Annotated in this window: 14 protein-coding genes and 1 pseudogene; all 15 read left to right on the top strand. The window is 65.3% G+C overall.

The window, feature by feature from the left end; translation table 11 throughout:
* Positions 1 to 84, top strand: a pseudogene (gene sdhB, locus J8I82_RS31195) (succinate dehydrogenase iron-sulfur subunit); the annotation flags it as partial.
* Between the two features lie 78 nt (positions 85 to 162).
* Entirely contained in the window at positions 163 to 450 is a 288-nt protein-coding gene (locus J8I82_RS31190; protein WP_116322295.1) for an FAD assembly factor SdhE, read from the top strand.
* 43 nt (positions 451 to 493) lie between these two features.
* On the top strand, positions 494 to 1,795 hold the full coding sequence (gene gltA, locus J8I82_RS31185) for a citrate synthase (protein WP_209763424.1): 1,302 nt from the start codon (positions 494 to 496) through the stop codon (positions 1,793 to 1,795).
* Between the two features lie 539 nt (positions 1,796 to 2,334).
* Positions 2,335 to 3,462, top strand: a complete 1,128-nt coding sequence (locus J8I82_RS31180) for a branched-chain amino acid ABC transporter substrate-binding protein (protein ID WP_209763423.1) — start codon at positions 2,335 to 2,337, stop codon at positions 3,460 to 3,462.
* 85 nt (positions 3,463 to 3,547) lie between these two features.
* Positions 3,548 to 4,474, top strand: a complete 927-nt coding sequence (gene livH, locus J8I82_RS31175) for a high-affinity branched-chain amino acid ABC transporter permease LivH (protein WP_209763422.1) — start codon at positions 3,548 to 3,550, stop codon at positions 4,472 to 4,474.
* 14 nt (positions 4,475 to 4,488) lie between these two features.
* Positions 4,489 to 5,772, top strand: coding sequence for a high-affinity branched-chain amino acid ABC transporter permease LivM (locus tag J8I82_RS31170; RefSeq protein WP_431831596.1), 1,284 nt, complete (start codon positions 4,489 to 4,491; stop codon positions 5,770 to 5,772).
* 8 nt (positions 5,773 to 5,780) lie between these two features.
* Positions 5,781 to 6,560, top strand: coding sequence for a high-affinity branched-chain amino acid ABC transporter ATP-binding protein LivG (gene livG / locus J8I82_RS31165; RefSeq protein WP_209763421.1), 780 nt, complete (start codon positions 5,781 to 5,783; stop codon positions 6,558 to 6,560).
* Entirely contained in the window at positions 6,560 to 7,261 is a 702-nt protein-coding gene (locus J8I82_RS31160; RefSeq protein WP_209763419.1) for an ABC transporter ATP-binding protein, read from the top strand. Before livG ends, J8I82_RS31160 begins: the two co-directional genes overlap by 1 nt.
* A gap of 575 nt (positions 7,262 to 7,836) precedes the next feature.
* Positions 7,837 to 9,246: a 3-isopropylmalate dehydratase large subunit gene (gene leuC / locus J8I82_RS31155; RefSeq protein ID WP_209763418.1), complete on the top strand. Its 1,410-nt coding sequence runs from the start codon at positions 7,837 to 7,839 to the stop codon at positions 9,244 to 9,246.
* Between the two features lie 14 nt (positions 9,247 to 9,260).
* A complete protein-coding gene (locus J8I82_RS31150) occupies positions 9,261 to 9,392 on the top strand; it encodes an entericidin A/B family lipoprotein (RefSeq protein ID WP_209763417.1) in 132 nt (43 codons plus the stop codon).
* A gap of 10 nt (positions 9,393 to 9,402) precedes the next feature.
* A complete protein-coding gene (gene leuD / locus J8I82_RS31145; protein WP_209763416.1) occupies positions 9,403 to 10,053 on the top strand; it encodes a 3-isopropylmalate dehydratase small subunit in 651 nt (216 codons plus the stop codon).
* Positions 10,054 to 10,075: 22 nt separating this feature from the next.
* The gene (gene leuB / locus J8I82_RS31140; protein ID WP_209763415.1) at positions 10,076 to 11,143 is read left to right on the top strand and encodes a 3-isopropylmalate dehydrogenase; all 1,068 of its coding nucleotides are present in this window, start codon (positions 10,076 to 10,078) and stop codon (positions 11,141 to 11,143) included.
* A gap of 101 nt (positions 11,144 to 11,244) precedes the next feature.
* Entirely contained in the window at positions 11,245 to 11,376 is a 132-nt protein-coding gene (locus J8I82_RS39180) for a hypothetical protein (RefSeq protein WP_280908552.1), read from the top strand.
* A gap of 90 nt (positions 11,377 to 11,466) precedes the next feature.
* The gene (asd, locus tag J8I82_RS31135; protein WP_209763413.1) at positions 11,467 to 12,603 is read left to right on the top strand and encodes an aspartate-semialdehyde dehydrogenase; all 1,137 of its coding nucleotides are present in this window, start codon (positions 11,467 to 11,469) and stop codon (positions 12,601 to 12,603) included.
* Positions 12,604 to 12,889: 286 nt separating this feature from the next.
* Positions 12,890 to 15,742, top strand: a complete 2,853-nt coding sequence (locus J8I82_RS31130) for a motility hub landmark protein FimV (RefSeq protein ID WP_209763412.1) — start codon at positions 12,890 to 12,892, stop codon at positions 15,740 to 15,742.
* Positions 15,743 to 15,863: the final 121 nt, after the last annotated feature.

Below are 15,863 nucleotides of genomic sequence, written 5' to 3'. Positions count from 1 at the left end.
TGCGTCGACGTGTGCCCCAAGGGTCTGAACCCGACCAAGGCCATCGGCAAGATCAAGGAGCTGATGGTCCGCCGCGCGGTGTGATCCTGCGGCTGTCTAAGTAGTAAGCGGTGGGTCAGCCAGAGCGGCTATATCTGGCGGGCGCACCGAAAGTAGGAAGCCATGACTGAGAGTCCTGCCACCACCTTCTCCCATCAGGCCGATCCGCACAAGCGCGCACGGTTGCGCTGGCGCGCCCGCCGCGGCCTGCTGGAGAACGACATCATCGTCGAACGTTTTTTCAACCGTTACGAGGAGAGCCTGTCCGACGAGGACGTGGCTGCGCTGAGCCAGCTGTTCGAGCTCAGCGACAACGAGTTGATGGACCTGCTCCTTGCCCGCAAGGAACTGGACGGTGAGCTCGACACGCCCCCGATGCAGCGCGTAGTGAACCTGCTGCGTTCGGTCTGAGTTTTGGTCAACATTATTATTCACAGCATTTGAAGGATCCGACATGACGCCGTCCGATGTGAAAGCCACGCTATCGTTCTCCGATGGTTCCCCCAGCGTTGAGCTGCCGATTTATACGGGCACCGTTGGCCCGGACGTGATCGACATTCGCAAGCTGTACGGACAAACCGGTAAGTTCACCTACGACCCCGGTTTCATGTCGACGGCTTCGTGCAATTCCAAGATCACCTATATCGACGGCGACAAGGGCGAACTGCTGTACCGCGGCTACCCGATCGAGCAGCTGGCGCAGAAGTGCGACCACCTCGAGACCAGCTACCTGCTGCTCAAGGGTGAACTGCCCAACGCCAAGCAGAAGGAAGAATTCGTCGGCCACGTGATGAACCACACCATGGTTCACGAGCAGCTGCAGTTCTTCATGCGCGGTTTCCGCCGCGATGCCCACCCGATGGCCGTGCTGACCGGCCTGGTGGGTGCCATGAGCGCGTTCTACCATGACGCGATGGATATCGACGATCCGCACCAGCGCGAGATCTCGGCCATCCGCCTGATCGCCAAGATGCCGACCATGGTCGCCATGGCGTACAAGTACAACATCGGCCAGCCGTACATCTATCCGCAGAATGACCTGTCCTACTCGGGCAACTTCCTGCGCATGCTGTTCGCGACGCCGTGCGCCCCGTACACCGTGAACCCGGTGCTGGAGCGCGCGCTCGACCGCATCTTCATCCTGCACGCCGACCACGAGCAGAACGCGTCGACCTCGACCGTGCGCCTGGCCGGTTCGTCGGGCACCAACCCGTTCGCAGCGATCGCCGCCGGCGTGGCCTGCCTGTGGGGCCCGGCCCACGGCGGCGCCAACGAAGCCGCGCTGAAGATGCTGGAAGAGATCGGCAGCGTCGACAACATCCCCGAGTTCATCAAGCAGGTCAAGGACAAGAACTCGGGCGTGCGCCTGATGGGCTTTGGCCACCGCGTGTACAAGAACTACGATCCGCGCGCCAAGCTGATGCGCGAAACCTGCCATGAAGTGCTGAACGAACTGGGCCTGCACAACGACCCGCTGTTCAAGCTGGCCATGGAACTGGAAAAGATCGCGCTGGAAGACGAATACTTCGTCAGCCGCAAGCTGTACCCGAACGTCGACTTCTACTCGGGCATCGTCCAGCGCGCGCTGGGCATCCCGACCTCGCTGTTCACCTGCATCTTCGCGCTGGCCCGCACCCCGGGCTGGATCTCGCAGTGGGAAGAGATGATCACCGATCCGGAATACAAGATCGGCCGTCCGCGCCAGCTGTTCGTCGGCGCCGCCACGCGCGACGTGCCGGACGTGGCCAAGCGCTAAGCGCAAGCTCACCCGATCCGCTGCGCAGTGCAGCAATTGCAGACGCCCCGGCCCGCCGGGGCGTTTGTCTTTTCTGCGGCGGCGCGCGTTGTGCGTTGCAGCGCCGGCAAGGGCAGAAAATTGCACCCCGAATGGTCCGGGGCGCAATTAGTGGAAAATTGTGTCGCGTTTTCCCAAAGGGGTTCCGCATTTATTGTGCGATTGTCGCGTAACGCAGGGAATTTGACCCTATAATGCGGGCTGCTTTGCCGACGGCAGCCGGGCCATCCCTCCGGCATGCGGTGCGGCAAGCGGGGCAGGCGAATCGCTTGCGCAATAGAGAACGCATCAAACGTTGTCTTTCCGAACCTTGGTCCCCATACACAGCGGGACTGACACATGCCGGGCCCCGCATCTCTTGAGCTTTTCCGCAGGCCCGTCTTCCGCGTCTCGGGCTGCCTTTCTGCCGTTCCGATCTCTGTTGTCCGCGGGTGTTGTTCGATTGCGCAGGTCATTCCGTTTCTGCCCGGATGACCCAAACATAAATCGAGGAGCTCCTGATGACGCTGTCCTGTCTTACGTCCCGCATCACGTCCATTTCGCTGGCCGCCGTGCTGGCCACCTTTGGCGCCGCGGCCAACGCCGAAACCGTGAAGATCGCGATTGCCGGCCCGATGAGCGGCTCGGTGGCGCAGTACGGCGACATGGTCAAGGCCGGTGCGCTGACCGCCATCGAACAGATCAACGCAGCCGGCGGCGCCGGCGGCAACAAGTTCGAAGTGGTGATGATGGACGACGCCTGCGAACCGAAGCAGGCCGTCGCGGTGGCCAACAAGATCGTCAGCCAGAACATCAAGTACGTGATCGGCCACGTGTGCTCGGGCTCGACCATCCCGGCCTCGGACATCTACGAGAACGAAGGCATTGTGATGGTCACGCCGTCGGCCACCGCGCCGCAGCTGACCGAGGCCAAGAAGCGCAAGTTCATCTTCCGCACCATCGGCCGCGACGACCAGCAGGGCCCTGCGGCCGCCCAGTACATCATCGGCAAGATCAAGCCGAAGAAGGTCGCCGTGCTGCACGACAAGCAGTCGTACGGCCAGGGCATCGCCAGCTCGGTGAAGAAGGACCTGGAAGCGGCCAAGATTCCGGTGGCCGTGTTCGAGGGCATCAATGCCGGCGATTCGGACTACTCCGCCGTCATCACCAAGCTCAAGTCGCAGGGCGTGGACTTCGTCTACTTCGGCGGCTACCACCCCGAAATGGGCCTGCTGCTGCGCCAGGCGCGCGAGCAGGGCGTGAAGGCGACCTTCATGGGCCCCGAGGGCGTTGGCAACAAGGACGTGACCGCGATCGCCGGCCCGTCGTCGGAAGGCATGCTGGTGACGCTGCCGGCCGACTTCTCGGCCGATCCGGCCAACGCTGGCCTGGTGAAGGCATTCGCCGACAAGAAGCGTGACGCCAACGGTCCGTTCCAGATGCCGGCTTACGCCGCCGTCAAGATCATCGGCGACGCCATCGCCGGCGCCAAGAGCACCGACCCGGCCAAGGTCGCCGCGTACATGCACAAGAACGCCTTCACCACCCCGATCGGCAAGGTCGAATACGACGACAAGGGCGACCTGAAGTCCTTCAAGTTCGTGGTCTACACCTGGCACAAGGACGCCAGCAAGACCGCCGCCAACTAAGCAGGCGCTCCCTCCCGCACACGCCCCGCCCGTACCCTGGGCGGGGCGTTCTGGTATCGGGCTTCAAGTTCCTGAGGCTTCCCCAATGAATGAATTCCTTCCACAGTTCACCCAGCAGCTGGTCAACGGCCTGACGCTGGGTGCGATCTATGCGCTGATCGCCATCGGCTACACAATGGTCTACGGCATCATCGGCATGATCAATTTCGCGCACGGCGAGATTTACATGATCGGCGCCTATGTCGGCCTGGTCACGCTCACCGCGATCGGCGCCCAGGCAGGCTACCCGCTGCCGCTGGTGCTGGGCGCCGCCTTGCTGGTCTCGGTGCTGGTCACCGGCGTCTACGGCTTTGCGGTCGAGCGGGTGGCATACCGGCCCTTGCGCGGCGGTCCGCGGCTGGTGCCGCTGATTTCTGCCATCGGCATGTCGATCTTCCTGCAGAACTATGTCCAGATCGGGCAGGGCGCACGCGACGTGTCCGTGCCGGTGCTGATCTCGGGCGCCATCGAGTTCCAGATGGGCGGCGACTTCACCGTGACCGTGCCGTATTCGCGCCTGCTGATCGTCGGCGTGACGCTGGTGATGATGATCGCGCTGACGCTGTTCATCGGCCGTTCGCGCATGGGCCGCGCCTGCCGTGCCTGCGCCGAAGACATGCGCATGGCCAACTTGCTTGGCATCGATACCAACAAGGTGATCTCGTTCACTTTCGTGATGGGCGCGATGCTGGCCGCCGTCGGCGGCGTGCTGATCGGGCTGAGCATCGGCAAGCTCAATCCCTTTATCGGCTTTATCGCCGGCATCAAGGCTTTTACCGCCGCGGTGCTGGGCGGCATCGGCAGCATCCCGGGCGCGATGCTTGGCGGCGTGCTGCTGGGCCTGGCGGAAACCTTCGCCTCGGGCTACATGCCGGCCGAATACAAGGACGTGGTCGCATTCAGCTTGCTGGTGCTGGTGCTGCTGTTCCGTCCGACCGGGCTGCTGGGCAAGCCTGATGTCGAGAAGGTGTGAGGGAGGGCGAGACAATGACCAACAACGTTTCTGCAATGCCGGCGGGAAAGGCCGTCGTGCGCGGCACGACGCCGGGGCAATCGCTGAAGAACGCGATCACGGCGGCGGTGATGACCGCGATCCTGACCATTCCCATCCTGGGCCTGCAGCTCAGGCTGGAGGGCTACAAGGTGGTGCTCGAGCCGCACTGGCGTCCGGTATGGATTGCCGTGGCGGCGGTGTTCCTGTTCCAGCTGTTCAAGCCGATGCTGTCGCGTGCCGGCAGTGCCGTGCGCCTGCCGTCGGTGCCGCAGCTCGGTGTGCGCCAGCAACGCGTGGCCATCTGGGTGCTGCTGGCGGTTGGGCTGGTATGGCCGTTTTTCGGCTCGCGCGGCGCGGTTGACGTGGCCACGCTGGCGCTGATCTACGTGATCCTGGGGCTGGGCCTGAATATCGTGGTGGGCTATGCCGGCCTGCTCGACCTGGGCTACGTCGGGTTCTATGCGATCGGGGGCTATACCTATGCGCTGCTGAACCAGCATTTCGGGCTGGGCTTCTGGGAATGCCTGCCGATCGCCGCAGCGATGTCGGCAACCTTCGGCTTCCTGCTGGGCTTCCCGGTGCTGCGGCTGCGCGGCGACTACCTCGCCATTGTGACGCTGGGCTTCGGCGAGATCATCCGCCTGCTGGCCAACAACCTGACCAGCCTGACTGGCGGCCCGGATGGTGTCTCGGGCATTCCGAAGCCGTCCGTGTTCGGCATCGAGATGGCGCGCAGCGCGAGCGTGGAGGGTGCCAGGACCTTCCATGAGCTGATTGGACTGGACTACAGCGGCCAGCATATGGTGATCTTCCTGTACCTGCTGGCGCTGCTGCTGGTGGGCTTCACGCTGTTCGTCACCGGCCGCCTGATCCGCATGCCGATGGGCCGTGCCTGGGAAGCGCTGCGCGATGACGAGATCGCGTGCCGCTCGCTGGGCCTGAACCCGACCCGCATCAAGCTGTCGGCATTCACGCTGGGCGCATCGTTCGCCGGCATCGGCGGCGCCTTTTTCGCGGCGCGCCAGGGGCTGGTCAATCCGGAATCGTTCACCTTCATCGAATCGGCGCTGATCCTTGCCGTGGTGGTGCTGGGGGGCATGGGCTCGCAGCTGGGCGTGATCCTGGCGGCGATCCTGCTGACCGTGCTGCCCGAGGTGGCGCGTGGCTTTGCTGAATATCGCATGCTGATTTTCGGCCTGGTGATGGTGCTGATGATGATGTGGCGTCCGCAGGGCCTGCTGCCCGCGAGCCGTCCCCACGTGGAGCTTCCTCGATGAATGCGCCGATGACTGATTTGCAGCAAGCCGAGCTGCTAAAAGTATCCGGCCTGCAGATGCGCTTCGGCGGTCTGCTCGCCGTGGACGGCATTGATTTCGATGTCCGCAAGGATGAGGTTTTCGCCATCATCGGCCCCAACGGCGCCGGCAAGACCACGGTGTTCAACTGCGTCGGCGGCTTCTACAAGCCGACCGCCGGCGAGGTCACGCTGGACGGCCACGCCATCGCCGGCCTGCCCAGCCACAAGGTGGCGAGGCAGGGTCTGGTGCGGACCTTCCAGAACATCCGCCTGTTCAAGTCCCTGACGGTGGTGGAGAACCTGCTGGTGGCGCAACACCTGCAGGTGCAGTCCGGCATTTTGCGCGGCCTGTTCGCCACCCCGGCCTATCGCCGTGCCGAGCGCGAGGCGCTGGAGCGCGCCGCGGTCTGGCTGGAGCGCATGGGCCTGACCAAGGTTGCCAACCGCGAGGCCGGCACGCTGTCGTACGGCCACCAGCGCCGGCTGGAGATCGCCCGCTGCATGATCACCAGGCCGCGCCTGCTGATGCTGGACGAGCCCGCCGCCGGCCTGAACCCGCAGGAAAAAGTCGAACTGCAGCAACTGATCGACCAGCTGCGCCGCGAGTTCGGCATTGCCGTGCTGCTGATCGAGCACGACATGAGCCTGGTGATGGGCGTGTCCGACCGCATCCTGGTGATGGAGCACGGCAAGCCGATCGTGATCGGCAAGCCGGAAGCAGTGCGCAACGACCCGCGCGTGATCAAGGCCTACCTGGGAGAGGACTGATGCTGAAGCTGGAACAGGTCCATACCCACTACGGCGCCGTCGAGGCGCTGTCGGGCGTATCGATCGAAGTCAACAAGGGGGAGATCGTCACCCTGATCGGCAGCAACGGCGCCGGCAAGACGACGCTGATGATGACCGTGTGCGGCACGCCGCGCGCCTCCAGCGGGCGCGTGCTGTTCGAGGGCGAGGACATCACCAATCGCTCGACGCACGAGATCATGCGGCTGGGCATGGCGATCTCGCCCGAGGGCCGGCGCGTGTTCCCGAGCCTGACGGTGCTGGAAAACCTGAAAATGGGCGGCTTTTTCGCCAAGCGCGACCAGATCGAGGCTGGCATCGAGCACGTCTTCAAGCTGTTCCCGCGGCTGAACCAGCGCGCCAGCCAGCGTGCCGGCACCATGTCCGGCGGCGAGCAGCAGATGCTGGCGATCGGCCGCGCGCTGATGAGCCGGCCGCGTCTGCTGCTGCTGGACGAGCCCACGCTCGGCCTCGCGCCGCTGATCATCGCGCAGATCTTCGACATCATCAGGACCATTCGTGACGAGGGCGTCACTGTGTTCCTGGTCGAGCAGAATGCCAACAAGGCGCTGCAGGTCGCGGACCGGGGCTATGTGCTGGAAACCGGCAAGGTGGTGCTGGCCGACACCGGTGCCAACCTGCTGGCCAACGACCGGATCAAGGCTGCGTACCTGGGCGGCTGACGAAGCCGCCCGAAAACCCGGAAGGAGAGAGCGGTTTTGGGTGCGCCCAAGCCGCCAGAGCTAGCCTAAGCAAGGTGTTCTCCCTCTCCCCTCATGGGGAGAGGGTTGGGGTGAGGGGTGGACTAGCAAGGAACCACTAGAAGCGAGGCCAACGTTTTTTTTCTGGCATGGCGGCCTTCGCAAGGCCTGTGGTTTTATCCAACCCGGAAGCTTCGGCCAGCGCCTGCCCTCACCCCGGCCCCTCGCGCGCGGGAGAGGGGAGCAAACCAGCACCACGCCGGCCTTTTCGCCATCCGCGAAAGCCCCCTTTCGCCAATCACATTACATTCCGGGCGCCGTCCCGGCCGGGCAGGGCGCTGATCCCCTTACCCCCTGTGGCATAATCGATTGCCAAGTCAAGCATTGCGGCAACGCTTGAAATAACGCTCGCTTCAGGCGGCTTCCGGCGCGATCATCGCAATCGACGCCCGTGTTCGCCACCGCGACCCGAAGCGGACAAAAACCCCTGCAAACTACTGCGCGGTCACCGCGGACCCCTCCTGCAAGGGACCGGTCATTCGGCCCGCCATCGCATCATGGCCAAGACGCTCTACGACAAACTCTGGGATGACCACACCGTCCACGTCGAGGAAGACGGCACCACGCTGCTCTACATCGACCGCCACCTGCTGCATGAAGTGACCAGCCCGCAGGCGTTCGAGGGCCTGAAGATGGCGCAGCGTCCGGTATGGCGCATCAGCGCGAACCTGGCCGTGTCCGACCACAACGTGCCGACCACCGACCGCAGCCAGGGCATCGCCGATCCGGTGTCGAAGCTGCAGGTCGATACGCTCGATGCCAACTGCGACAGCTTCGGCATCACCCAGTTCAAGATGACCGACCACCGCCAGGGCATCGTGCACGTGATCGGGCCGGAGCAGGGCGCGACGCTGCCGGGCATGACGGTGGTGTGCGGCGACTCGCATACCAGCACGCACGGCGCCTTCGGCGCGCTGGCGCACGGCATCGGCACCTCGGAAGTCGAGCACGTGCTGGCCACGCAGACGCTGCTGGGCAAGAAGGCAAAGAACATGCTGGTCAAGGTGGAAGGCAAGCTGCCGCGCGGCTGCACCGCCAAGGACATCGTGCTGGCCATCATCGGCAAGATCGGTACCGCCGGCGGCACCGGCTACACCATCGAGTTTGCCGGCTCGGCCATCCGCGACCTGACCATGGAAGGGCGCATGACCGTCTGCAACATGGCCATCGAGGCGGGCGCGCGCGCCGGCCTGGTGGCAGTGGACGACGTCACGCTGGAATACGTCAAGGGCCGCCCATACGCGCCGCAGGGCGTGGAGTGGGAGCAGGCGGTGGCCTACTGGCGCACGCTGCATTCGGATGCGGGCGCCAAATTCGACCAGGTTATCGAGCTGCGTGCCGAAGAGATCCGCCCGCAAGTGACCTGGGGCACTTCGCCGGAAATGGTCATCAGCATCGAAGACCGCGTGCCGGATCCCGAGAAGGAAAAGGACTCGACCAAGCGCAACGCCATGGAGCGCGCGCTGGAATACATGGGCCTGCAGCCCAACGTGCCGGTCGAAAGCATCAACATCGACAAGGTCTTCATCGGCTCGTGCACCAACAGCCGCATCGAAGACATGCGCGCCGCCGCGTGGGTGGTGCAGAAGCTGGGCCGCAAGATCGCTTCGAACGTGAAACTGGCGCTGGTGGTGCCGGGTTCGGGCCTGGTCAAGGAACAAGCCGAGCGCGAAGGCCTGGACAAGATCTTCAAGGCCGCCGGCTTTGAATGGCGCGAGCCGGGCTGCTCGATGTGCCTGGCCATGAATGCCGACCGCCTCGATCCGGGCGAGCGCTGCGCGTCGACCTCGAACCGCAACTTCGAGGGCCGTCAGGGCGCCGGTGGCCGCACCCATCTGGTGAGCCCGGCGATGGCAGCCGCTGCCGCCATCGAAGGCCATTTCGTCGACATCCGCAAGCTGGGCTGAGCGGAGCGCGGCAGATGAAAAGGACCCTGATCGGATTGCTGGCATGCCTGGGCATGCTGCAGCTGGCTGGCTGCAATACCATGGCCGGACTGGGCAAGGACACGCAGGCCGCCGGCAGCTCGCTCGAGCGCGCGGCCAAGAAGTAAGGAAAGAGACATGGACAAGTTCACTGTACACAGCGGCCTCGTGGCCCCGCTCGATCGCGAGAACGTCGACACCGACGCCATCATCCCGAAGCAGTTCCTGAAGTCGATCAAGCGCACCGGGTTCGGCCCCAACCTGTTCGACGAGTGGCGCTACAAGGATGTCGGCGAGCCCGGCATGGACAACAGCAAGCGTCCGCTGAACCCGGACTTCGTGCTGAACCAGCAGCGCTACCAGAGCGCGTCGATCCTGCTGGCGCGCCGCAACTTCGGTTGCGGCAGCTCGCGCGAGCACGCGCCGTGGGCGCTGACGCAATACGGCTTCCGCGCCGTGATTGCGCCCAGCTTTGCCGATATCTTCTTCAACAACTGCTACAAGAACGGCTTGCTGCCGGTGGTGCTGAGCGAGCAGCAGGTCGACCAACTGTTCAACGAGACCAATGCGTTCAGCGGCTACCAGCTGACCATCGACCTGGACAAGCAGGTGGTGCTCACGCCGTCGGGCCAGGGCTATGAATTCGACATTGCTCCGTTCCGCAAGTACTGCATGCTGAATGGCTTCGACGATATCGGCCTGACCCTGCGCCATGCCGACAAGATCAAGGCTTTTGAGGCCGAGCGCGTGGCGAAGATGCCGTGGCTGAACAACCGCCTGGTCGGATAAGACTCAACCGAGGAAGACAACAATGAAGATCGCAGTCCTGCCGGGTGACGGCATCGGTCCCGAAATCGTCGCGGAGGCCGTCAAGGTCCTGAACGCGCTCGACGAGAAGTTTGAACTGGAAACCGCGCCCGTGGGTGGCGCCGGCTACGAGGCCGAAGGCCATCCGCTGCCGGAGAACACGCTGAAGCTGGCCAAGGAGGCCGATGCCATCCTGTTCGGCGCCGTCGGCGACTGGAAGTACGACAGCCTGGAGCGTGCGCTGCGCCCCGAGCAGGCCATCCTGGGCCTGCGCAAGCACCTGCAGCTGTTCGCCAACTTCCGTCCGGCGATCTGCTATCCGGAACTGACCGGCGCCTCGAGCCTGAAGCCCGAGCTGGTCGCAGGACTGGACATCCTGATCGTGCGCGAGCTGAACGGCGACATCTACTTCGGGCAGCCGCGCGGCCTGCGCGAAGCGCCGGACGGCCTGTTCAAGGGCGAGCGCGAAGCCTTCGACACCATGCGCTACAGCGAGCCGGAAATCCGCCGCATTGCGCATGTGGCGTTCCAGGCCGCGGCCAAGCGCGGCAAGAAGCTGTGCAGCGTCGACAAGGCCAACGTGCTCGAGACCTTCCAGTTCTGGAAAGACATCGTGATCGATGTCAGCAAGGAATACCCGGACGTCGAGCTGTCGCACATGTATGTCGACAACGCGGCCATGCAGCTGGTCAAGGCGCCCAAGAGTTTCGACGTGATCGTCACCGGCAATATGTTCGGCGACATCCTGTCGGACGAGGCCGCCATGCTGACCGGCTCGATCGGCATGCTGCCGTCGGCGTCGCTCGATGCGAACAACAAGGGCCTGTACGAGCCGTCGCACGGCTCGGCGCCGGACATCGCCGGCAAGGGCGTGGCCAATCCGCTGGCCACCATCCTGTCGGCGGCGATGATGCTGCGCTACTCGCTGAACCGCGCCGAGCAGGCCGACCGCATCGAGAATGCCGTCAAGAAGGTGCTGGCCCAGGGCTACCGCACCGGCGACATCCTGACGCCGGGCTGCAAGCAAGTCGGCACCCGCGAGATGGGTGAAGCGGTGTTGGCGGCACTGTAAGCCGCACCCCCAAAAGGGCACCGCTGCGGCGGTGCCCTTTGTTTTATTTGTCCCCGATTTCCACGCTGCGGCAGCGCCGCAAAATCGTGTAGACTCTGCGAATGGCCCGATTTTCCCAGTCCACCCTGACTGCTGTTGTCGCCCTGACCGCCACCCGCGGCCCGGCCGGCACAATTTCGCTCGGCCAGACCGCAACGACGATTAAAACCATTATTAAAACCGCGATCGCCTAGATCCGTTCGTCGTGCCTGCCCGTCTTCCCCGCGCAGCCACGCCGGGCGAGGAAAATGGCGGGGAAGTAAAAATCACATCCGAGGTAAATCATGATTGTAGGTCTCGTCGGTTGGCGGGGTATGGTCGGCAGCGTCCTGATGCAACGCATGCAGGAAGAGCGTGATTTCGACCACATCGAGCCCGTCTTCTTCAGCACGTCCAATGCCGGCGGCAAGGCGCCCGCCATGGCCAAGAACGAAACCACGCTCAAGGATGCCAACGACATCGAGGCACTGAAGAAGTGCGACGTGGTGCTGACCGCCCAGGGCGGCGACTACACCAACGAGGTCTTCCCCAAGCTGCGCGCGGCGGGCTGGAAGGGCTACTGGATCGACGCGGCTTCGTCGCTGCGCATGAAGGACGATGCCATCATCGTGCTGGATCCGGTCAACCAGGGTGTGATCAAGGACGCGCTGTCCAAGGGCGTCAAGAATTTCATCGGCGGCAACTGCACGGTCAGCTGCATGCTGATTGGCCTGGGTGGCCTGTTCCAGGCCGACATGGTCGAATGGATGACCTCGATGACCTACCAGGCCGCTTCGGGCGGCGGCGCCCAGCACATGCGCGAGCTGCTGACGCAGTTCGGCACGCTGAATGCGTCGGTCAAGTCGCTGCTGGATAACCCGGCCTCGGCCATCCTGGAAATCGACCGCCAGATCCTGGCGACCCAGCACGGCCTGTCCGCCGAGGAAACCAAGCAGTTCGGCGTGCCGCTGGCCGGCAACCTGATCCCCTGGATCGACAAGGACCTGGGCAACGGCCAGTCCAAGGAAGAATGGAAGGGCGGCGCCGAGACCAACAAGATCCTGGGCCGTGGTGAAGGCTTCCTGGGCGCAACCGGCGCCACGCCGATTGCCGTCGACGGCCTGTGCGTGCGCATTGGTGCGATGCGCTGCCATTCGCAGGCACTGACCATCAAGCTGCGCAAGGACGTGCCGCTGGACGAGATCGAAGGCATGCTGGCCGCTCACAACCCGTGGGCCAAGGTGGTGCCGAACACGCGTGAAGCCAGCATGACCGACCTGACCCCGGCGGCCGTCACCGGCACGCTGACGATTCCGGTCGGCCGCCTGCGCAAGATGCAGATGGGCGGCGAGTACCTGTCGGCCTTCACGGTGGGCGACCAGCTGCTGTGGGGCGCGGCCGAGCCGCTGCGCCGCATGCTGCGTATCCTGATCGAATCCTGATGGCTAGCTGATAGCAGCGTGCCTGGTTGTGTCCGTTGCAGCCAGGCAACAGAAACGACCGCTTTGCCGACAACGCCGCGCCCACGCGCGGCGTTGTTGTATCCGGGCGCCTATTTTCCCGGGCGATGCGTCACAATACGCCGGCATGCGTCCCGGCCCGCAGGGGTCGCCGCCTGCGCGCCGGCTGGTCAAGGGGTGCAACCAGAATGCCCCGCCAGCTTGCCGGACCTGTTTATGGGGTCGGTTTGTCGATGTATATCGCTACTAAAACATAACGGAGCATAAGGTGAGTGTGAGCCAACATCGCCGGAAAGATGCGCCTACTGCCCGTCAGCGCTGGTCAACGCTGGCCGTCACGGCACTGGGCCTGCTGCTTGCGCAGCCGGCCGCATATGCCGCGGGGTTCGGGCAATTGCGGGTTCAGTCAAATCTGGGGCAGCCGCTGCAGGCTGAGATCGACATCAGCGGGGTCACGCCTGAAGAGGCCGCCGCGCTGAACGTCAAGCTGGCGTCGCCAGGGGCGTATGCCGCGGCGGGGCTGACATACCAGCCCGCGGTCAGCACGCTGCGCCTGGAGATCGAGCGCCGCCCGAACGGCAGCTATGTCGCCAAGGTCCGTTCGACGCAGCCGATCAGCGAGCCGTTCGTCGATATCCTGGTCGACATGAGCTGGGCCAGCGGCAAGGTTTCGCGCGCCTATACATTCCTGCTTGATCCCGCCGGGGCCAAGCCCTCCAACGAGACCTACTCGCCATCGACGGTCGTGCAGGCGGCAACGCCCGACGCTTCGCCCGCCACGGCGCAGCAGCCTGCGGCTGCCGCAGCGGCGCAAGCGGCTGCGCAGGGAGCCGCACCAGGAGCCGCGCCCGCCGCCGAATCCGCCCGTCCGGCAGCGCCGGTGCGCCCGGCACGCCAAGCCAGGCGCACCCCGTCCGCGGCGCCCGCGGCCAGCGCCGACATGGCGCCGGGTGGTGGCTACACGGTCAAGCGCGGCGATACGCTGTACGGGATTGCCGGCGAAGCCGTGCAGGGCACCGAATCGGTATCGCTGGACCAGATGCTGGTCGCGCTCTATCGCAACAATCCCAATGCCTTTATCGGCGGCAACATGAACCGGCTGCGCAGCGGCGCGGTGCTGCAGGTGCCGACCCAGCAACAGGCGCAGGCCGTCACGCCGAAGGAGGCGCGCCGCGAGGTGGTGGCCCGCACGCAGGGCTTCGATGCCTATCGCAGCCGCCTGGCGAGTGCCGCCGCGGCCAAGTCGGTCGAGCCCGATAGCGGCCGCCAGCAATCAGGCAACGTGACGGCGCGCGTGCAGGAACAGGCGGCCCCGACCGATGGTCCGCGCGACGAGCTGAAGCTGAGCAAGGCCGAGCGGGGCGCGCAGGCCGATGCGGCCGCCAAGGCCGAGGCCAACGTCGCGCGCGAGCGCCAGGTCAAGGAAGCCGAGGCGCGCCTGGCGCAGCTGGAAAAAAATATCGGCGACATGCAGAAGCTGCTCGAGCTGAAGAACGCCGAGATCGCCAAGCTGGGCCAGGCCAACCAGGCGGCGCTGGCCGACAAGGAGAAGGAAAAGGCGGCCGCGGTGGCCAAGCCCGAAGCAGCCGCGCCGAACGTGGTGGCTGCCCAGGCGCCGAAGGCCGATGCCGCGGAGCCGGCAGCAGCGGCGGCCGCTGCCGCCGCAGCAGCAGTGCCCGATGCCGCCAGTGGCGCCGCGGCCGCAGCGCCCGCCGTGGCAGCCGCCGGGGCTTCGGCGCCGCAGGCTGCTGCAGCGGCTGCCGCGCCGGCATCGGCCCCCGCAGCCAAGCCGGCGCCGCCTGTGGTGGCGCAGCCCGCGCCGGTGCAGGAGCCGTCGTTCCTCGACGGCCTGCTGGCCAACCCAATGCTGCTGCCCGGCGGAGGCCTGGTGGTGGCGCTGCTCGGCGTCTATGCGATCTATCGCCGCCGCCGGCAACAGAAGGAAGGCGAGGCGACCGGCTTCGGCGACAGCATCCTGTCGCAGGAAAGCACCGTGATGGCCGGCACCAATTCGCTGTTCGGTGCCGCCGGCGGCCAGAGTGTCGACACCTCGCAGCACAGCGTGTTTGGTGCCGACTTCCGCATCGGCAACAACACGCCGGAAGCCAACGAGGTCGATCCGATTGCCGAGGCCGAGGTCTATATCGCCTACGGGCGCGATGTGCAGGCGGAAGAAATCCTGCGCGAAGCCCTGGAGAAAAACCCGGAGCAGCAGCCGGTGCGGCTCAAGCTCCTGGAGATTTACAGCAACAGACGGGATGTGGAAGGTTTCCGCGTGATAGCAGAAGAAATGTTCGCCCAGACCGGCGGGCACGGTGCGGAATGGTTGAAGGCAGCAGAAATGGGGCGCGCGCTCGAGCCGGGCAACGCGATGTACCTGGTGGTGACGCCGGAGGCCGCGGGTCCGGATACGGCCTCGCCGGCGACGGACCAGTGGCGCACACAGGACCCCTCGCAGAATCCGGCTTCGATCCCGCGCCTGGAGCCCTCGCTGGGGGACCTGGCGTTGCCGCTGGACGCCTTCCCGGCGCCCGCGGCGGGCGACCCGATCGTGGCGCCGGCGTCGGCGGCGATGATGTTCGGTGGGGATTCGGACCCGACCGAGCCGGCCGTGCGCCTGGACGGCGGACTGGACCTGGACTTCCCGGCCGGTGCCACCGACCCGCTGGCCGACGGTATGGACGAGCACGCGCACGGCGTGCCGCGCCTGGAAACGCCCACCCGCTCGCGGCCGCTGGAGTTCGACATGTCGGCGCTGTCACTGGACCTGGGCAGTGAGCCTTCGGGCACCAGCGGCTCGCCGGCTGCCGGGGCGGACGAGCCTTTCGCGCCGCTGCCCGCGACGACCATGCTGCATGGTGGCAAGCTGGCCTCGCCGATCGACCTGTCGCGCGTTCCCGACGAGACCAATCCCGACACCGCTCGCGGCGTTTCGCCCAGCACGCTGTCGATCGATGGTGTCGACGGTGGGCGCGACATGCAGATCAAGCTCGACCTGGCACGCGCCTATATCGAGATCGGCGACAAGGAAGGTGCCCGCGAGCTGCTGCAGGAAGTGGTCGAGCAGTCGCAGGACCCGCTGCAGGCGGAAGCCCGTTCGCTGCTGCTGGAAGTGGCCTGAGCTATCATTGGCGGTCCGCCGCGGCACGCGCTGCCGCAGCATGAAGCGATGCGCCGGAAGCGTCCCTTCCGGCGCATTTGCTTTCCGGCGCGCATTGCTTGCTCGCCGCCATGTATTTTCC

The organism is Cupriavidus consociatus (assembly GCF_017814975.1).
Classification (GTDB): Bacteria; Pseudomonadota; Gammaproteobacteria; order Burkholderiales; family Burkholderiaceae; genus Cupriavidus; species Cupriavidus consociatus.
Note: the sequence above shows the minus strand (reverse complement) of the source record. Positions and strands in the feature narration are given on the sequence as shown.

Coding starts and splice junctions, on each gene's coding strand:
- J8I82_RS31190 (WP_116322295.1), top strand. CDS start 163: ATGACTGAGAGTCCTGCCACCACCTTCTCCCATCAGGCCGATCCGCAC.
- gltA (WP_209763424.1), top strand. CDS start 494: ATGACGCCGTCCGATGTGAAAGCCACGCTATCGTTCTCCGATGGTTCC.
- J8I82_RS31180 (WP_209763423.1), top strand. CDS start 2,335: ATGACGCTGTCCTGTCTTACGTCCCGCATCACGTCCATTTCGCTGGCC.
- livH (WP_209763422.1), top strand. CDS start 3,548: ATGAATGAATTCCTTCCACAGTTCACCCAGCAGCTGGTCAACGGCCTG.
- J8I82_RS31170 (WP_431831596.1), top strand. CDS start 4,489: ATGACCAACAACGTTTCTGCAATGCCGGCGGGAAAGGCCGTCGTGCGC.
- livG (WP_209763421.1), top strand. CDS start 5,781: ATGACTGATTTGCAGCAAGCCGAGCTGCTAAAAGTATCCGGCCTGCAG.
- J8I82_RS31160 (WP_209763419.1), top strand. CDS start 6,560: ATGCTGAAGCTGGAACAGGTCCATACCCACTACGGCGCCGTCGAGGCG.
- leuC (WP_209763418.1), top strand. CDS start 7,837: ATGGCCAAGACGCTCTACGACAAACTCTGGGATGACCACACCGTCCAC.
- J8I82_RS31150 (WP_209763417.1), top strand. CDS start 9,261: ATGAAAAGGACCCTGATCGGATTGCTGGCATGCCTGGGCATGCTGCAG.
- leuD (WP_209763416.1), top strand. CDS start 9,403: ATGGACAAGTTCACTGTACACAGCGGCCTCGTGGCCCCGCTCGATCGC.
- leuB (WP_209763415.1), top strand. CDS start 10,076: ATGAAGATCGCAGTCCTGCCGGGTGACGGCATCGGTCCCGAAATCGTC.
- J8I82_RS39180 (WP_280908552.1), top strand. CDS start 11,245: ATGGCCCGATTTTCCCAGTCCACCCTGACTGCTGTTGTCGCCCTGACC.
- asd (WP_209763413.1), top strand. CDS start 11,467: ATGATTGTAGGTCTCGTCGGTTGGCGGGGTATGGTCGGCAGCGTCCTG.